This window comes from Novipirellula artificiosorum (genome assembly GCF_007860135.1).
GTDB lineage: Bacteria > Planctomycetota > Planctomycetia > Pirellulales > Pirellulaceae > Novipirellula_A > Novipirellula_A artificiosorum.
The window spans coordinates 84,199-100,906 of record NZ_SJPV01000016.1 but is presented as its reverse complement, the minus strand read 5'-3'; the positions used below and the strand labels follow the sequence as shown (position 1 = coordinate 100,906).

The 16,708-nt window shown below is 55.4% G+C and carries 12 protein-coding genes; 11 read left to right on the top strand and 1 reads right to left on the bottom strand.

The features are described 5' to 3' along the window. Nucleotides 1-201: 201 nt before the first annotated feature. From dapA to Poly41_RS28920, 11 genes are all read left to right on the top strand, one after another. Complete coding sequence (gene dapA, locus Poly41_RS28970; protein ID WP_146530859.1) at nucleotides 202-1,125, top strand: 4-hydroxy-tetrahydrodipicolinate synthase; 924 nt, start codon at nucleotides 202-204, stop codon at nucleotides 1,123-1,125. Nucleotides 1,126-1,277: 152 nt separating this feature from the next. Next, the gene (locus Poly41_RS28965) at nucleotides 1,278-2,825 is read left to right on the top strand and encodes a Re/Si-specific NAD(P)(+) transhydrogenase subunit alpha (protein WP_146530858.1); all 1,548 of its coding nucleotides are present in this window, start codon (nucleotides 1,278-1,280) and stop codon (nucleotides 2,823-2,825) included. A gap of 41 nt (nucleotides 2,826-2,866) precedes the next feature. Further along, nucleotides 2,867-4,327: an NAD(P)(+) transhydrogenase (Re/Si-specific) subunit beta gene (locus Poly41_RS28960; protein ID WP_231616034.1), complete on the top strand. Its 1,461-nt coding sequence runs from the start codon at nucleotides 2,867-2,869 to the stop codon at nucleotides 4,325-4,327. A 331-nt stretch (nucleotides 4,328-4,658) separates the two neighbouring features. After that, nucleotides 4,659-5,522: a (Fe-S)-binding protein gene (locus tag Poly41_RS28955; RefSeq protein WP_146530857.1), complete on the top strand. Its 864-nt coding sequence runs from the start codon at nucleotides 4,659-4,661 to the stop codon at nucleotides 5,520-5,522. 111 nt (nucleotides 5,523-5,633) lie between these two features. Continuing rightward, entirely contained in the window at nucleotides 5,634-10,553 is a 4,920-nt protein-coding gene (locus Poly41_RS28950) for a 2-oxoacid:acceptor oxidoreductase family protein (RefSeq protein ID WP_146530856.1), read from the top strand. Continuing rightward, nucleotides 10,553-11,911: an electron transport complex subunit RsxC gene (rsxC, locus tag Poly41_RS28945; RefSeq protein ID WP_146530855.1), complete on the top strand. Its 1,359-nt coding sequence runs from the start codon at nucleotides 10,553-10,555 to the stop codon at nucleotides 11,909-11,911. The genes Poly41_RS28950 and rsxC overlap by 1 nt, the downstream gene beginning before the upstream one ends. Further along, a complete protein-coding gene (locus tag Poly41_RS28940) occupies nucleotides 11,908-12,930 on the top strand; it encodes an RnfABCDGE type electron transport complex subunit D (RefSeq protein ID WP_146530854.1) in 1,023 nt (340 codons plus the stop codon). The genes rsxC and Poly41_RS28940 overlap by 4 nt, the downstream gene beginning before the upstream one ends. Next, nucleotides 12,927-13,613 carry an FMN-binding protein gene (locus tag Poly41_RS28935; RefSeq protein WP_146530853.1) on the top strand — a complete coding sequence of 229 codons (687 nt, stop codon included), beginning with the start codon at nucleotides 12,927-12,929 and terminating at the stop codon, nucleotides 13,611-13,613. The genes Poly41_RS28940 and Poly41_RS28935 overlap by 4 nt, the downstream gene beginning before the upstream one ends. Beyond that, nucleotides 13,610-14,257, top strand: a complete 648-nt coding sequence (rsxE, locus tag Poly41_RS28930; protein ID WP_146530852.1) for an electron transport complex subunit RsxE — start codon at nucleotides 13,610-13,612, stop codon at nucleotides 14,255-14,257. The genes Poly41_RS28935 and rsxE overlap by 4 nt, the downstream gene beginning before the upstream one ends. Further along, complete coding sequence (locus Poly41_RS28925) at nucleotides 14,254-14,835, top strand: electron transport complex protein RnfA (protein ID WP_146530851.1); 582 nt, start codon at nucleotides 14,254-14,256, stop codon at nucleotides 14,833-14,835. Before rsxE ends, Poly41_RS28925 begins: the two co-directional genes overlap by 4 nt. Before the next feature lie 330 nt (nucleotides 14,836-15,165). Then, complete coding sequence (locus Poly41_RS28920) at nucleotides 15,166-16,026, top strand: ferredoxin reductase domain-containing protein (RefSeq protein ID WP_146530850.1); 861 nt, start codon at nucleotides 15,166-15,168, stop codon at nucleotides 16,024-16,026. Nucleotides 16,027-16,104: 78 nt separating this feature from the next. On the opposite strand, the gene Poly41_RS28915 is transcribed toward Poly41_RS28920, so the two are convergent. Then, a complete protein-coding gene (locus Poly41_RS28915; RefSeq protein ID WP_231616033.1) occupies nucleotides 16,105-16,569 on the bottom strand; it encodes a hypothetical protein in 465 nt (154 codons plus the stop codon). Nucleotides 16,570-16,708: the final 139 nt, after the last annotated feature.

Sequence of the window (16,708 nt, the reverse complement as noted above, 5' to 3'; positions counted from 1 at the left end):
AGTTAGAATAGTCGCGACGTTTGGGGTTTTTTGGTGTCAAGCTTGGCGTTAAATTCTTGCCAGCGTCAGGCCGAAATCGCGAAAAGTGCCGCTTTGACTCGGTTCTAAGCGATTAATCGCGTGCCAGAATTGGTCGATACGCTACGGCGAGCACGTTTCTCCTCGAACGACACACCCTACCAGCGGAACGCACAACCAACCATGAGTTTTGACACGACCCCTCGTAAAGGTTCCGACTTTGCCGGTCTTTCCGTCGCGATCATCACTCCGTTTGCCGATGGCGAGGTGGATTACGGTCGGCTGCGAGAGCAGTTGGAGTTTCAGCTTGACGCGGGAACTCGGTGCATCGTTCCGGTCGGGACGACAGGCGAATCACCGACGCTGTCACACGACGAACATGAAAGAGTGATCATCGAGGTCATCCAGTGTGTCGCGGGGCGGGCGAAAGTCATGGCGGGGACCGGCAGCAACAGTACGGCCGAGGCCTTAAGGTTGACCCAGCGAGCGGCGGCCGAAGGTGCGGACGCCACGTTGCAAGTCGCCCCCTATTACAACAAGCCTGCGCAAGAAGGATTTTACCAGCACTTCAAAGCGGTTGCCGAAGCGGTCGATATTCCGGTATGCGTTTACAACATTCCAGGCCGCTGCGGCAAGGAAATCGAGGTCGAGACGATTCAGCGACTTGCGGAGGTTCCGGGCATCACGATGGTCAAGGAAGCAACGGGAAAACTGGACCAGTGCTCGGCCATCGTCGGTTCGACCGATCTAACCGTTCTCTGCGGCGATGATTCTTTAACGCTTCCGATGATGAGTGTCGGCGCCGAAGGGGTGATCTCGGTCGTTGGCAATTTGGTTCCAAGCGACATGATCGCTTTGGTCGAGGCTGCATCGGAGGGTGATCTCGCTCGCGCCGGTCGGCTGCATCACCAACTCTTTGCACTTTGCCAAAACATGCTGGGGTTGGCAACCAATCCGATTCCCGTCAAGGCGGCGATGCGATTGGTCGGCCGCGACACGGGGGAACTTCGTTTGCCGATGACATCCTTGGAAGAGGCTGCGGTTGCAAAGCTTCAGCAAACGCTCTTCGCCTATGGTATCGCCAGCGCGTCGGGTGTTTCGGCGTAGGCAGAGCTTCTTCTCGACTTCGTGTGTCCGCTTTCTGCGATCCCACGTCCCGCTGCAGACTGTGCTAGACTGGCGGGCAGCGACGCGTGAACCCGGGGTCGATGTGAACCAGGGTTTGCGCGTGAACCAGGGTTCCAGTCAAGCGGAGATTCATGTCGATGTTGAGGGTGGGTATCGTTAAGGAGACGTTTCCGCGGGAATCCCGTGTTGCCGCCACGCCGGAAACCGCACGTCGGTTGATCGACAAACTCGGCTTTCGCGTGCTGGTCGAGCAGTCCGCAGGTGACTCCGCCAGTTTTCACGACGAGGCTTACCTTGCGGCGGGCTGTGAGATCGCTGGCGATGCCGCCGATGTCTGGGCTGCTGCGGATATTGTGTTGAAGGTTCGCGCTCCGTCGGAGCACGAGATCGAGCAGATTCGGGAGGGCCAAACGGTGGTTGGTTTTCTTTCGCCTGCTACCAGCCGGCCCTTGTTGGAGCGTTTGGCCTCAAAGAACGCCAACGCATTAGCCATTGACGCGATTCCGCGGATCAGTCGTGCTCAGAAAATGGATGCCTTGAGTTCAACGGCCAATATCGCAGGCTATCGTGCTGTCGTCGAAGCGGCGGGCCTTTTCGGTCGTTTCTTCACTGGACAAATCACCGCGGCTGGAAAAGTCCCTCCGGCGAAAGTGCTTGTCATCGGGGCTGGGGTGGCTGGATTGTCAGCGATCGGAACGGCACGCGGGCTCGGCGCGATCGTACGAGCCTTTGACGTGCGGCCGGAAGTGGCGGAGCAGGTGCAAAGCATGGGTGCAGAGTTTTTGACGGTGCAAATCGAGACCGATGAACAAGGCGGGACGGCGGGTGGATATGCCAAAACCATGAGCAAGGAGTTCATCGATGCGGAGATGGCCTTATTTGCACAGCAGGCTAAGGATGTCGACATCATCATCACCACGGCATTGATTCCGGGAAAGACATCGCCAATCTTGATCACGCGCGAGATGGTCGAATCGATGAAACCCGGCAGCATTGTTGTCGACTTGGCAGCCGTTCAAGGCGGGAACTGCGAGTTGACCGTTGCCGACGAAGTCGTCACGCATGCCGGGGTGCATGTGATCGGCTACAGCGATTTGGCAAGTCGGCTTGGGCACACGTCGAGCCAGTTGTATGGCACCAATCTGTTCTACTTACTTGAAGAAATGGGTGGGGCCGAGCATTTCACGATCGACATGGACAATGTGGTCATTCGCAGTGCGACGGTGGTCAAAGACGGAGCGATCACGTGGCCGCCGCCATCGGTCGCGGTGTCGGCTGGGCAAAAAACATTGGCAAAGGAGCCGCCCGCCTCTCCTGCTGCGGTTGTGGAGCGAAGCTTCGGTTTTGTTGAAATCGTTTCACTGTTGATGGTGACCCTGCTGTTGGTGGCCATTGCGATGACAGGCAACCGCGAACTGATCACCAATTTTACGGTCTTCGCCTTGTCCTGTTTGGTGGGATGGCAAGTGATTTGGAACGTCAGTGCATCGTTGCACACGCCGCTGATGAGTGTGACCAACGCGATCAGTGGCATCATCATTGTCGGCGGCTTGGTCCAGGTCGGGACACAATCCTCCGCTGCGGCAATCCTTGGTGCCATCGCCATTTTCTTTGCCACCATCAATATTGCGGGCGGTTTCTTCGTCACCCAACGCATGTTGAAAATGTTTCGCAGGTAGGCGGAACGAGCCTTTTCGATCACCCCCCCGCAGAGTAATTCATGGACAGCTTGATGATCAGTCTTTTTGGCCTGTTGGCGGACCAAGCGATGCCCTTAAACCAATCGCTTGCAACGGTCGCGTACATCATCGCGGCGGTGCTGTTTATTTTTTCTCTGGCAGGCTTGGCGCATCAAACGACCGCCAAGCGAGGCAACTTACTCGGCATCGGAGGGATGATCCTCGCGATTGCCGCGACCGTTTTGGGTGGGATGACCGGCGGTTTGAATGCGATGGCGGTGGCGATGCTTCCCGCGGCATTGATCGGTGCGGTGATGGCATCGCGCGTTGCGATGACGGGGATGCCAGAGCTTGTGGCGCTGTTGCACAGTTTTGTGGGTTTAGCGGCGGTTCTGGTCGGCATTTCCAGTTACATCGAACCGGGCGTTGCGATCCCGCCGTCGGAGCAGTTGGTCCATGACATCGAGATTTTTGTGGGTGTTTTCATCGGTGCATTAACCTTCACCGGGTCTGTCTTCGCCTTCTTGAAACTGCGCGGAACGCTTTCCGGAAAACCGCTCATTCTGCCCGCCCGGCACCTGCTGAATTTCGTTTTGTTGCTGCTGTGCATTGTCCTCGGTGTTTGGTTCGCGAAAGCGGAGATGAATTCGGGGATGGCGCCGCTATTGATCATGACGGCGATTGCATCGTTCATCGGGATCCACATTGTCGTCGCCATTGGCGGGGCCGATATGCCCGTCGTCGTGTCGATGTTGAACTCCTATTCGGGTTGGGCCGCTGCAGCCGCCGGCTTCATGTTGAAAAACCACGCGCTGATCATCACTGGGGCCCTTGTCGGTAGCTCGGGGGCGATTTTGTCGTACATCATGTGTGAGGCCATGAATCGGAGTTTCTTGAGTGTGATCACCGGCGGTTTCGGTGGCGGCACAGCGGGGTCGGGTCCTGCGGTGGAAATCGAAGGCACCGTGAAGGAGTTTTCGGTTGCCGATACGGTCGATCTGCTTAACGAGTCTCAGAGCATCGTCATTGTGCCCGGCTATGGGATGGCCGTTGCTCAAGCCCAGCACTCGTTAGCCAAGGTGGTGAAGCTGTTGACCGGACGGAACAAGGAGGTTCGGTTCGCGATTCATCCGGTTGCCGGCCGATTGCCGGGCCACATGAACGTCTTGCTTGCCGAAGCCAATGTGCCCTACGACATTGTGCTCGAAATGGATGAGATCAACGAAGATATGTCCGGCACCGATGCGATCTTAGTCATTGGGGCGAATGATATTGTCAATCCTGCGGCGCTGGAGGACCCCAACAGCCCCATTGCGGGAATGCCGGTGATTGAGGTCTGGACCGCCAAGACCTGCGTGGTGATGAAGCGAGGCATGGCGACGGGATACGCGGGAGTCGACAATCCGCTGTTCTACAAAGACAACGCCTACATGTTGTTCGGCGATGCGAAGACGAACATCGACGCGATATCGCGAGCGTTGCAAGCGGGGGAAGAGCGGTAAATCGTCGCGGTCGCGTCACCGAAGAGGGAGCGTCTTAGCCGCCGCTGCCGTGCCGTCACAAAGCGGGTGCTTCTTTGAAAGGCGACCGAAGCGCCGTTGTGGCCGCGTACTAAGCTGCTTTTCTCCAATCCGTGCTCTCCAAGTCATTTTTCACACCAATGGATGTGAAAAAGATTGCCCTTGAAACGCCATGACGATGCCTGTATTTCCCGTCTCTCTTTGAGAAGAAGCGTCGACGTCTTATTGCCTAAGTTAAAAAAATAGGCCACGATTGACCTCGAGTTTGATCCTCTTTGCGATCGATATGCGAAGAAACGGCTTTAGGATTACCATGCTTATATTGAATGCGGTTTTAACAATCGGTGGGCTGACGTTCGTCTTGGCGTCACTACTGGTGGTTGCGAATCGCTACCTCCATGTGACTGAAGATGTGCGAATTGGCACAGTCGAGGACATGCTTCCGCACACCAATTGTGGTGCCTGCGGATTCCCCGGGTGCCGTGCTTTTGCCGAGGCGCTGGTTGAAGGCCAAACGATGGTTGCGAAATGTTCCGTGAGCGGTCCAGCGGACCACACACGGATCGCGGCTTACCTTGGCGTCGACGTCGGTTCTCAGGCCAAGCGGGTCGCCCGTTTGGCGTGTGCTGGCGGCAACAACGTTGCTCGCGATCGTGCGTTTTACCAAGGACATTCGTCTTGTGCCGCAGCCGCCTTGGTGGCGGGTGGGGGCAAAGCTTGTTTTTGGGGGTGTCTTGGGGTCGGCGATTGCGAAGTGGCATGCGACTTTGACGCGATCACGATGAACGTCCATGACATTCCGGTTGTCAACGAAGACCTTTGTACGGCGTGCGGTGATTGCGTTGAAGCGTGTCCCAAGGACTTGTTCTCGATTCATCCCGCCAATCAACGGCTTTGGGTCGCATGTTCGTCACTGGAAATGGGCGATGAAGTCCTTGAGGAATGCGAAGTCGCTTGCACCGGCTGCAGCCGGTGTGCGGCGGATGCACCCCACCAAATTGAGATGAAAAACAGTCTGCCGGTGATCGACTATTCCAAGGGGCCACTGACCGACATGCCGACCCAGCGATGTCCTACGGGGGCAATCGTATGGCTCGATAAGGAGCAAGGCCCGATCAAAGGGCAAGCCGCCAAGAAGGTCATCCGGCGCGGTGAAATCCATCGTGCGACGACGTGAGTTGGAGTTCAACCGTTTGGTTGCTCTGACCGGAAAGAAATGTAATCGATTGAAAGCAGGCTCAAGCCTGAACTCCAAGATTCTCCACACCCTCCCAATCTTATAGAACCCATGGCAAAACCAGCACCTTCATTTAAATTTCCTGGCAAACGCGGCGCCGTTGATGGCAACACGGCCGTCATTCTATGTGAGCGCGAAGGAACGGACGCGGCCGGTGCTTACCCCATTACGCCTTCCACCCAAATGGGTGAGTATTGGGCCGAGGCTGCCGCACAAGGTTACGTCAATACGTCCGGCCGACCGTTGATTTTCATCGAACCCGAAGGGGAGCATGCGGCCGCAGCGGTGACCGCAGGGCTTTCGATGACCGGGTTACGGGCGAGTAACTTTTCGTCCGGTCAAGGGATCGCCTACATGCACGAGTCGCTCTACGCGGCGGTTGGCAAGCGGTTGACTTACATCTTGAATGTTGGTGCTCGGGCGATGACCAAGTCGACGTTGAACGTCCACGCGGGGCACGACGACTACCACTGCATGGACGACACCGGTTTCTTCCAGTTGTTTGCCAAGGACGCGCAGGCTGCAGCCGATTTGAACATCATCTCGCATCGGATCGCCGAACTGGCGCTGACCCCCGGCGCGATCGCGCAAGACGGTTTTTTGACGACGCACTTGATCGAATCGATCCAGATTCCTGAGCGTGCTTTGATCGCACAGTATCTCGGCAATCCTGCGGACATCATCAACACGCCGACCGGGGCTCAGCAGATCCTTTACGGTGACAAGCGTCGTCGGATTCCGGAGGTTTGGACCGTTGACGATCCGATGATGACCGGGACGGTACAAAACCAAGATTCCTACATGCAAAGTGTCGCGGCACAGCGCCCCTACTTTTTCGATCACATTCCTGAGTTGACGCAGCAAGCGATTGACGAGTTCTACGATTTGACCGGTCGCCGATACGATCGAGTGATGACGTATCGTGTGGAGGATGCGGACTTCTTGATCCTTGGCCAAGGCAGCATGATTCCGACCGCGGAAGTGGTTGCCGACTACTTGCGTGAGAGTCGTGGTATCAAGGTGGGCGTGGTCAACCTCGTTATGTTCCGGCCCTTCCCTGCCGACCTGCTTGGCAAGATTTTGAAGGGCAAAAAGGGCGTCGCGGTTCTCGAGCGAATCGACCAACCGTTGGCAGTCGATCTGCCGTTGATGCGTGAAATCAGGGCAACGATGAGCCGTTGTATGGAAAACGGTCGCGACCGAAAAGAAACGCCCTATCCTGCTTTGGAAACCTACACCTCGCTCACCGACGCACCGTCGCTGTATTCAGGTTCGTTTGGGATGGGCAGTCGTGACTTGCAACCCGAAGGCATCATTGCTGCGGTGGAGAACATGCTTCCCGAGGGAGCGAAGCGAAAGTTCTACTACCTCTCGATTGACTTTTTGCGAGAGAACGCTGTCAGCCCGAAGCAGAAAATTCATCAGGAATCGATCGAAGACAAGTATCCGAATATCCGTGAACTTGCGATTCGTGGATCGGAAAACCCGAACCTGATGCCCGACAGCAGCATTACCGTTCGGATGCACTCGGTCGGTGGTTGGGGAGCGATCACGACAGGCAAGAACTTGGCGATGACGCTGTACGATTTGCTCGACTATCACATCAAAGCGAATCCAAAATACGGTAGCGAAAAGAAGGGCCAACCGACGACCTATTACTTGTCAGCATCGCCCGAGCCGATCCGCGTCAATAGCGAGTACTTTTACGTTGACGTTGTCTTGTCCCCCGACCCGAATGTCTTCAACCACACCAACGCGTTGGCGGGCCTCAAAGAGGGGGGCGTGTTCATCATCCAAAGCGATGCCAAAAGCCCCGAGGAAATGTGGGCGAGCATTCCCGAGCCTTACCGCCGAATCATCGTCGACAAAAAGATCAATCTGTTCTACCTCGATGCGTTTCAGATCGCTCGTGAAGTGGCCAGTGATTCGGACCTTCAATTGCGGATGCAAGGGATTGCTTTCCAAGGTGCTTTCTTTGCCGCCTCGCCCGTTGCGGAGAAAGCGGGCCTGTCCGAGCAACGATTGCTCGACGCGATTCACGCTCAGTTGCAGAAGAAATTTGGTGGCAAGGGTGCTCGAATCGTTACCGAAAACATGCAGGTCGTGAAACGCGGCTACGACGAAGTTCGGCAAATTCAACATGGCGACATCGCTCAGCCGGCATCCAATGGACAAGCGGCTTCGGCAGAACCCGCGTTGCCAATGGTGCTGCGGACGATGCCCCGCAGTCAATCGCCGACAACCGATATTCATCGCTTCTGGGAGCAAACCGGCTCCTTCTACGCTCGCGGCATGGGAACCGACACGATCACCGATCCGTTCGTCGGTCTCGGCACCATTCCCGCCGTCACGACCCTGTTCCGCGACATGAGCGGGATTCGGTTTGAATACCCTGAATGGATCGCCGAGAATTGCACCGCGTGTGGCAAGTGCTACACGGTTTGTCCCGATACGGCGATTCCTGGACTGGTGAACGAAGTGAACCAAGTCTTCGAAACGATTGTCAGTCGGGTTCGTAAACGCCAACCCGAATTGAAGCATTTGCCGCGGCAAGCGAGAAAGGTCGAAAAGCACCTGCGCGAGTTCTTGTCGGATTCGCAAGAAACCGACAACGTCGGCAAGATGATCGACGGTGCCATTGCACAAACGATTCGCGGTTTGAATTACGAACCGGAAAAGAATGAAGAGGTGAAGCAAGAGCTCGCGCTGTTCCGTGAAGAACTGGGAGACTTTCAATTTGCTCTTTCGCGTCCCTACTTCACGAATAAAGAAAAGGAAGCCGCGGGTGAAGGTGGATTGCTTTGCATTACGGTGAATCCTTACACCTGCAAAGGCTGTATGGAATGTGTCGAGGTGTGTGATGACGATGCGCTTCGGCCTGCGAAACAAACCGACGAGGCAGTCGCAAAATTGCGTCGCAATTGGAGCGTTTGGCAAGACTTGCCGACGACGCCTCCGAAGTACATCCGTGTCCAGGATCTCGAACAAGGCATCGGTGCACTCGAAACCATGCTGCTCGACAAACGTAACTACTCGGCTCTGGCCAGCGGGGATGGTGCATGTTTGGGATGCGGCGAAAAGAGTATCGTGCACATCTTCACGGCGACGATCGAAGCGCTGATGCAGCCTCGGGTGGCCAAGCATGTCGAATATGTCGATGGCTTGATCGAAAAAATGGAAAGCCATATCCATCGCAAGTTGATTCAAGAAATCGATGTCAGCGATCCGGCTGCCCTGTCAAAGATCATTGACGAGATCGGTTCGGGCGATGTGACGCTTGGCGGAATCGCTGGCTTGGTCGAACAGAAGAGTGGTGGCCAGCCCATCGATCAGCAGTGGCTTGGTCAGATCACCGATCTGCTTGCGAAATTGAAGAAGTTGAAGTGGCGTTACACCGAGGGGACGACCGGTAAGGGCCGAGCCAACGCCGGGATGGTGAACTCGACTGGGTGTTCGTCGGTTTGGGGCAGTACCTTCCCGTTCAACCCCTATCCGTTCCCCTGGGCGAACCATCTGTTCCAAGACGCAACCTCGGTGGCGCTTGGATTGTTCGAGGGCCATATGAGCAAGATGGCCGAAGGTTTCAAAACCATTCGGATGGTTGAAAACGAACTCAGCGGTGGCAAGCCGATGGATGAGGCGATGACCTACTTCAATTGGGAGCAGTTCACCGACGAAGAGTGGGAACTGTGTCCACCGGTTGTCGCGATGGGGGGGGACGGTGCGATGTACGACATCGGGTTCCAAAACCTGTCGCGAGCGATGATGTCCGGCAAACCGATCAAAGTGGTTGTGCTGGATACCCAGGTGTACTCGAACACAGGCGGGCAAGCTTGTACGTCTGGATTCTTTGGGCAAATTTCTGACATGGCCCAGTACGGCAAGGCAACCAAGGGGAAACCCGAGATTCGCAAGGAAATTGGTTTGATCGGAATGGCGCATCGTACGACCTACGTGATGCAAAGTTCGATCTCGAATCCAAACCACTTGATCGAAGGATTCATCGAAGGGTTGAAAACTCGCCGGCCTGCTCTGTTTAACCTCTACACATCGTGCCAGCCCGAACATGGCATCGGCGACGACATGAGTGCCAACCAAGCGAAGTTGGCGGTGGAGTCTCGAGCCTATCCACTGTTCAAGTACAACCCCGACCATGGTGTGCTGCCTGAGGACTGTTTTGATCTCGACGGAAATCCAGCAATGGATGAAACGTGGCCAACCTACGAGTTGCAGTACATTGACAACGGACGCAAGAAGTCAATGGAAATTCCGATGACCTTCGCTGATTTCGCGGCGACGGAAATTCGTTTCCGGAAACATTACCGAGTGGCTCCGATTGAAACTTGGAATGACAACATGGTCCTGATGCATGAGTTCTTAGAGCTTTCCGACGACGAGCGCGAGGGCAAGTTCCCGTTCATTTGGAGCGTGGGCCGTGACAAGGAATTGATGCGTTTGTTGGTTGCGGAGCCGATCGTTCGGTCGTGCGAAGATCGCCGCGATTTCTGGGCCATGCTCCGCTCGATCGCCAAGGTCGGTGAACCGACCATCGATCGTGGTGCGGTGGAAGCCGAAGTTCGCCAAGAGATGACTCAGCGGATCGCGGTGGGAATCGCCAACATGATGAGTGGTGGCGGCGCCGCAGCACTGCTGGATGCACCCGTTGTGCCTTCGACCACCGCCGCAGCCTCGTCCAATGGTTCTGCGTCCGGGGACGGCGAGTACATGGCGCCGTGGATCGATACGCCCGAATGCACGTCGTGTGACGAATGCGTCAACGTGAACAAGAAGATCTTTAAGTACAACGATAAGAAGAAGGCTGAGATCATTGATCCCAATGGCGGGCCCTATTCCGATTTGGTGAAAGCCGCCGAACGTTGTACCGCAGCGATCATTCACCCTGGATTGCCTAAGGATCGTAGTGCGAAAGACATTGAAAAGTGGATCGCGCGGGGTGAAAAGTTTAACTGATGATAGACGCAGTCAAACATCTTTTCGGTGTGAAAACCTTTTCGCACGGAATCCATCCCCCCGACTCCAAGGACGGGACTCGCGATCTACCGATCCGCCAGTTTGCGTTTGCGCCGCTGTTGATCGTGCCGTTTTCTCAGCACATCGGCAAACCGGCGATCCCGGTCGTCGGCGAAGGTGCCGAGGTGACTCGCGGCCAAATGCTTGCGAAGCCGGACGGTTTTATGTCGGTGGCGATCCATGCCCCGGCGACAGGCGTGATTAGCCGCATCGGCTTGACTCCCGCGATCAACGGCAAGATGACGCCGGGTTTCTTTTTGAAGCCCTACGAAGCTTCGACGCAAGAAGTGATGGAAGGTGCTGTGGTCGACCCCGAAACAGCGACGCCCGAAGAAATCTTGACGGCGATTCAGAACGCAGGGGTGGTGGGGCTTGGCGGTGCGGGGTTTCCAACGCATGCCAAGCTGAAAGTTCCCGAAGGCCGCTCGATCGATACGCTGATTCTTAACGGTGCGGAGTGCGAACCGTATTTGACGACGGACCACCGCGTCATGCTGGAACATGCCGAAGATGTGATGCGAGGGATTCCCTATTTGCTTCGGGCCACCCGTGCCGAACGTGTGATCATCGCGGTCGAATCGAACAAACGCGATGCGGCCGAGTCGCTCCGTGCGGCAATCCCTCCGGGTCAGCCGATCACGGTGGAAGTGTTGCCGGTGAAGTACCCGCAAGGTGCGGAGAAAATGTTGACTTCCGCCTTGGTGGGACGCGAAATTCCTTCGGGGGGCTTGCCGCTTGATGTCGGGGTGATTTGCACGAACATCGGTACCACGGCCGAGATCGGGCACTTGTTGCCGCGAGGCATGGGGCTTTACGAGCGAGTGATTACCGTTGGTGGTCCAGCCGTTAAAAAGAAGGGGAACTATCGGATACCGATCGGTACCCCATTGCGGTTTATTCTCGATGTTGTCGGCGTCGAAGACGACATCACGACCGTTGTGATGGGCGGCCCGATGATGGGCGCGGCGGCCTCAAGCCTCGATATCTCGATCACCAAGGGCTCGACCGGCGTGATTGCGTTCACCGAGCGTGAAACGGGGCGGGTGAACAACCAAACTGAGTATCCGTGTATCAAGTGCGGAGCGTGTGTCGATGCGTGTCCGATTTTCTTGAATCCTTCCTCCTTAGGTCTGCTTGCCGAGAAAGGGCGGTACGACGAAATGGTGGACGATTTCCACTTGCGTGATTGTTTCGAGTGCGGTTGTTGCACGTTTGTTTGCCCATCGCATATTCCGCTTGTGCAAAAGTTCCGCGTTGCCAAGGCCGCGGTTCGAAAGGCAGCACAGGTGGCGAAATGACTCAATTAGCTAAAACACTCACCATCCGAAGTTCACCCCATATTCGAGCCAACTCGGGGGTGGACACGATCATGTTCAACGTCGTGCTGGCGATGTTGCCCGTTTGTGCCTATGCGGTCTACGTCTTCGGCATGGCGGCCTTGCTTGTGTTGGTAACGGCGACATTGACCTGCGTTTTGACCGAACATGTCTTGTGTCGGATCAATGGGAAGCCGACCACGATTGGTGATTGGTCGGTGACCATCACCGGCATCTTGTATGGATTGACCTTACCGCCAAGCTTGCCCCTTTGGATCGTGATCGCCGGTGGTGTGATCGCAGTCGGCGTTGGCAAGTACTTGTTCGGCGGCCTCGGCTACAACACGTTCAATCCGGCGCTGGTGGGTCGAGCGGTTTTACAAGCGGCGTTTCCGGCGGCCATGACGACATGGCCCGATGCACCGCTGAACCGGTTTGGATCCTTGCCATCGTCCACGTTAGCGATTCCGCTGACCAAGCCGGTCTATGACGGAGTCTCGGGGGCGACCCCGCTTTCGGATTGGAAGTTCAACGGGGATGCGGCGGACACCAGTGATTTGTTCTTGGGCACGATTAGCGGATCGACGGGCGAAACCTGTGCGTTGTTGATCCTGATTGGCGGAGCCTATTTAGCGGCTCGCAAGATGATGAATTGGCAGATCCCCGCTGCGATTTTGGTGACCGTTGCTGTTTTCAGCGGCGTGCTTTCCCTGATCGACTCGGATCAATTCGCCGGACCTTCCTTCATGTTGTTTTCAGGTGGTTTGATGTTGGGTGCCGTGTTCATGGCGACCGACATGGTCGGTTCGCCGATCACACATCTCGGCAGCATCCTCTATGGGATTTTGATCGGTGTGTTAGTCGTGCTCATCCGAGTATGGGGTGGGATGCCCGAAGGGGTGATGTATGCGATTCTGATTGGTAACGCGGTGACACCGCAAATCGACAATTGGATTCAGCCTCGAGTGTATGGAAGTGTAAAGAAGAGGCCGGCATCATGAGCGAAGAACAATTGAATGTTAGCGACAGTGGTGCTTCGGCCGCAAAGATTTACGGCGTGGTGCTGAGCGTCGGTGTGGTTTGCAGTTTGCTGATTGTCAGCACCTACGAATTCACCAAGCCGATCATCCAAGCGAATAAGTTGGCGGCTCGCGAGCTTGCGATTTTGGAGGTGATTTCGGATGCGGTGACGAGCGAAGCCTTTGTCTTGGACGAAGCGACGGGTGAGTTTCAGAAAGCCTCGGCAAGCTCGGAGGATCAGAATCTTGTCTTTGCGGGGTACAATCAAAAGGGCGAGTTGGCTGGCTTAGCGCTCGGCACGAAAGGCATGGGGTATCAAGATTACATCCATGTGCTGTACGGCTATTCGCCAGAGCAACAGGCCATCGTAGGGATCAGCGTTTTGGAAAGCCGTGAAACGCCCGGTCTCGGCGATCGCATTCAAACGGACCCCGCGTTTTTGAAGAATTTTGAGAAGTTGGACGTCCGTGTCGACGGTGACAAGCTTGCTCACGAGCTTGAGTATGTCAAAGCAGGTGAGAAGACGGACGAGTGGCAGATCGATGGAATTAGTGGTGCGACGATTTCATCACAGGCGACCGCGGACATGTTGCGTGAGAGTACCAACAAGTGGATTCCGCGAGTGTATTCGCGGACCGATGATTTTCGTGGAGGGACCGAATGATGGCCGTTGATCAACAGGCCCCTACGGGCGCGAACGATTTTCTTGACGGTGTGCTGAAACGCAATCCGGTCTTTGTACAAGTTCTTGGCATGTGTCCTGTCTTGGCGGTAACCAATACGGGGATCAACGCATTAGCGATGGGACTTGCGACCGCGTTTGTTTTGCTTTGCTCGAACACCGTCGTGTCACTGATCCGAAAAATCGTTCCTCCGCAAGTTCGAATCGTGACCTTTATTTTGGTGATCGCTACGTTTGTGACGATCGTCGACTATTTGATCCAAGCCATCAGCTTGGACCTTCATAAGGCGCTCGGGGCGTTCATTTCGCTGATTGTGGTGAATTGTTTGATTCTCGGCCGCGCCGAAGCCTTTGCCTCCAAGCATGGAGTCAAACGATCGGTTCTCGATGCCCTCGGCATGGGATCGGGTTTCTTGCTGGGGTTGCTTTGTCTGGGTTGCGTTCGCGAGGTGTTGGGCAACGGATCGCTGTTTGGTTTCCGGGTCTTTGGTGAGTCGTTCCAAGAGTGGACGATCATGATGTTGCCCCCCGGTGGCTTTTTCACCTTGGCCGCATGGCTTTTGTTTTTCAATTGGTACACACAGCGGCGTGCCGTGAAAGCCGAATTGGAAGGAGCGACGGAATGAGTGACGCGTCCTATTGGTCGATTTTTATCAACGCCTGTTTGATCAATAATTTTGTGCTGGCGTATTTTCTCGGCATTTGTCCGTTTTTGGGCGTGTCGGGGAAACGAGACACGGCGTTGCGGATGGGTGCCGCGGTGACGTTTGTGATGTTGGTGAGCTCGATGGCAGCGTTCGGAATCCATGCGCTGTTGCAGTGGGTCGACGCACCCTACCTCGAACTGATTTCGTTCATCGCGGTGATTGCATCGACGGTGCAATTGGTCGAAATGTTTATCAAAAAGATGAGTCCGGCGTTATTCAAGGCGCTAGGGATTTTCTTGCCACTGATCACGACCAACTGTGCGATCTTGGCAGTTGCCCTGTTTCAAACCAATCGTGGATATGGATTCTTACAGTCGATTGTCTTTGCACTCGGTGCGGGTGTTGGATTCACGTTGGCATTGGTTTTGATGGCGGGACTGCGAGAGAAGTTAGAGCTAGCGAAGACACCCGAGATGGTCAAAGGAACTGCGATCACGTTGATTTTGGCGGGACTCTTGTCCGTCTGTTTTATGGGGTTTGCAGGGTTGTTTAATTGAGATGATTGAAAGCCTTCTCAAAGCGACGTTTGGAATCAGCCTGGTGATGGGTGGATGGCTAGCGGTTCAAGCGGTCTGGCGGCATTTCCTCGGAGCGTCGTCGCAAACCGATGCACTCGGAGGAAGAACCGGTTGCCATAGTTGCAATTGCAGCGAGCCATGCGACAATTCGAAAACACCAAAAGGATAACGCGGGAGCATTGTCGTTCAGCCATTTTTTGCTGCGTCCGAGCAATGCTTGAGCCATTTAAGAATTGACCGACGCCTGACGCAGGCGGAAGCCTGTGCATTAACATCAGGTAAATAACTTAATCGAACGAGAGAGAGAGAATGCGATTACAGGATTACGATACGAAGACACGCTACCAAGCAAAAGTGCTTCGCAGTGAACGACTCACTCCGGCTGAATCACGGCATGAGGTGCGCGACATTACGGTCGAAATTGAAGGTCCGGATTTTAACGTCGAGGTGGGTCGGAACATTGGCGTGCTCGCGCCGGGGCGAGCGGAACTCGGCCAAGAGTATCATCTGCGTCTGTACGGCGTGGCCGATTTGCCGGGGACGTCCGATGATGGCAGCAAACAAGTCACCATCTGCGTTCGTCGCTGTACTTACATTGATCAATACAGCGGGGAAGAGTATCCCGGCGTTGCCTCCAATTACCTCTGCGATCTGAGCCCCGGCGATGCCTTGACCATCACCGGACCTTATGGCCAGCCGTTTGAGGTGCCGGCAGATAACGAAGCCAATTTGATTCTGATTTGTGCCGGTACCGGGATCGCGCCGTTTCGAGCTTTTGTGAAACATCTCTACAAAGAGCAACCCGACTTCAAGGGTTGCATCAAGTTATTCCATGGCGGACAAACGGGGCTCGATCTGTTGTACCGAAACGACGAGAAGGATGACTTTTCTTTGTACTATGATCGCGACACCTTCGAGGCAATCGACGCACTGAGCAAGCGTCCTGGGTGGAGCGATGCCAGTGGATGGGGCCACGCGATGCTTGATCGTGCCGAAGAGCTTTCGAGTCTGCTGAATGATTCGAAGACGTATGTTTACGTCGCAGGTGTCGAGCGGATTCGCGACGAATTGGATGAAGTGCTCTCGTCGGTCGTTGGACCGCACCAGAATTGGGCCCAGCGAAAGGCTGAACTGCAGAGCGAAGGCCGTTGGACCGAGTTGCTCTACTAGAACATCGTTTTATGAACGTAGCCACCGTCGCCAGACGGTGGAGCATTTCAAAAAATGACATGGGATGTAGGGCCGCTTCTATCGATCCACTCGCGGCTGGGCGAGGAATTCGTTTGCCGTGGCGATGCGCTCGGTTTCAGCGGGTTCACGCGGGCCGAACAGCGATCCAAAGAACCCGGGCGAATCGGGCTTGGACGCGGGATCCTCTTTTTGGACGAAAAGGTTGGACGGAGAAAGCCGACTCGGGTCAAAGATTTCCTTCGTTTTCTGCCAGCTCTTGGACGCCGTCTGTTTGACGTCGCTGACCAGCCCGTCTTTCTTTTTGACGATCCGAGTTTTGTCATCCTGGCCTGGCAACATGCTCTTCAGCGATGGCATTTTCCATTGGGGCATTTTCCAGTTCATCGGATTCAGACCACTGGCAAACTCACCGAAGGTGGGGGGTGAGGTGCCTGTTGGCGATTCAGCCATCGCTTGCTTGCATGGCGACATCAAACCGAACGCGATCACACAACTCGCCAACGCTGTTGTTGCCTTGTTCATTCCAGAAGCTCCTACTGCTATCAAAACCGGTTTTCGCCAACGCCTCCGAATCAGATGGAGCGGATTCGAGCGTTGGATCTGTAACGAATGTATCGACCGCGGCTATCGCATTTCCTGAGCGATGCTGGCAAGATCAATT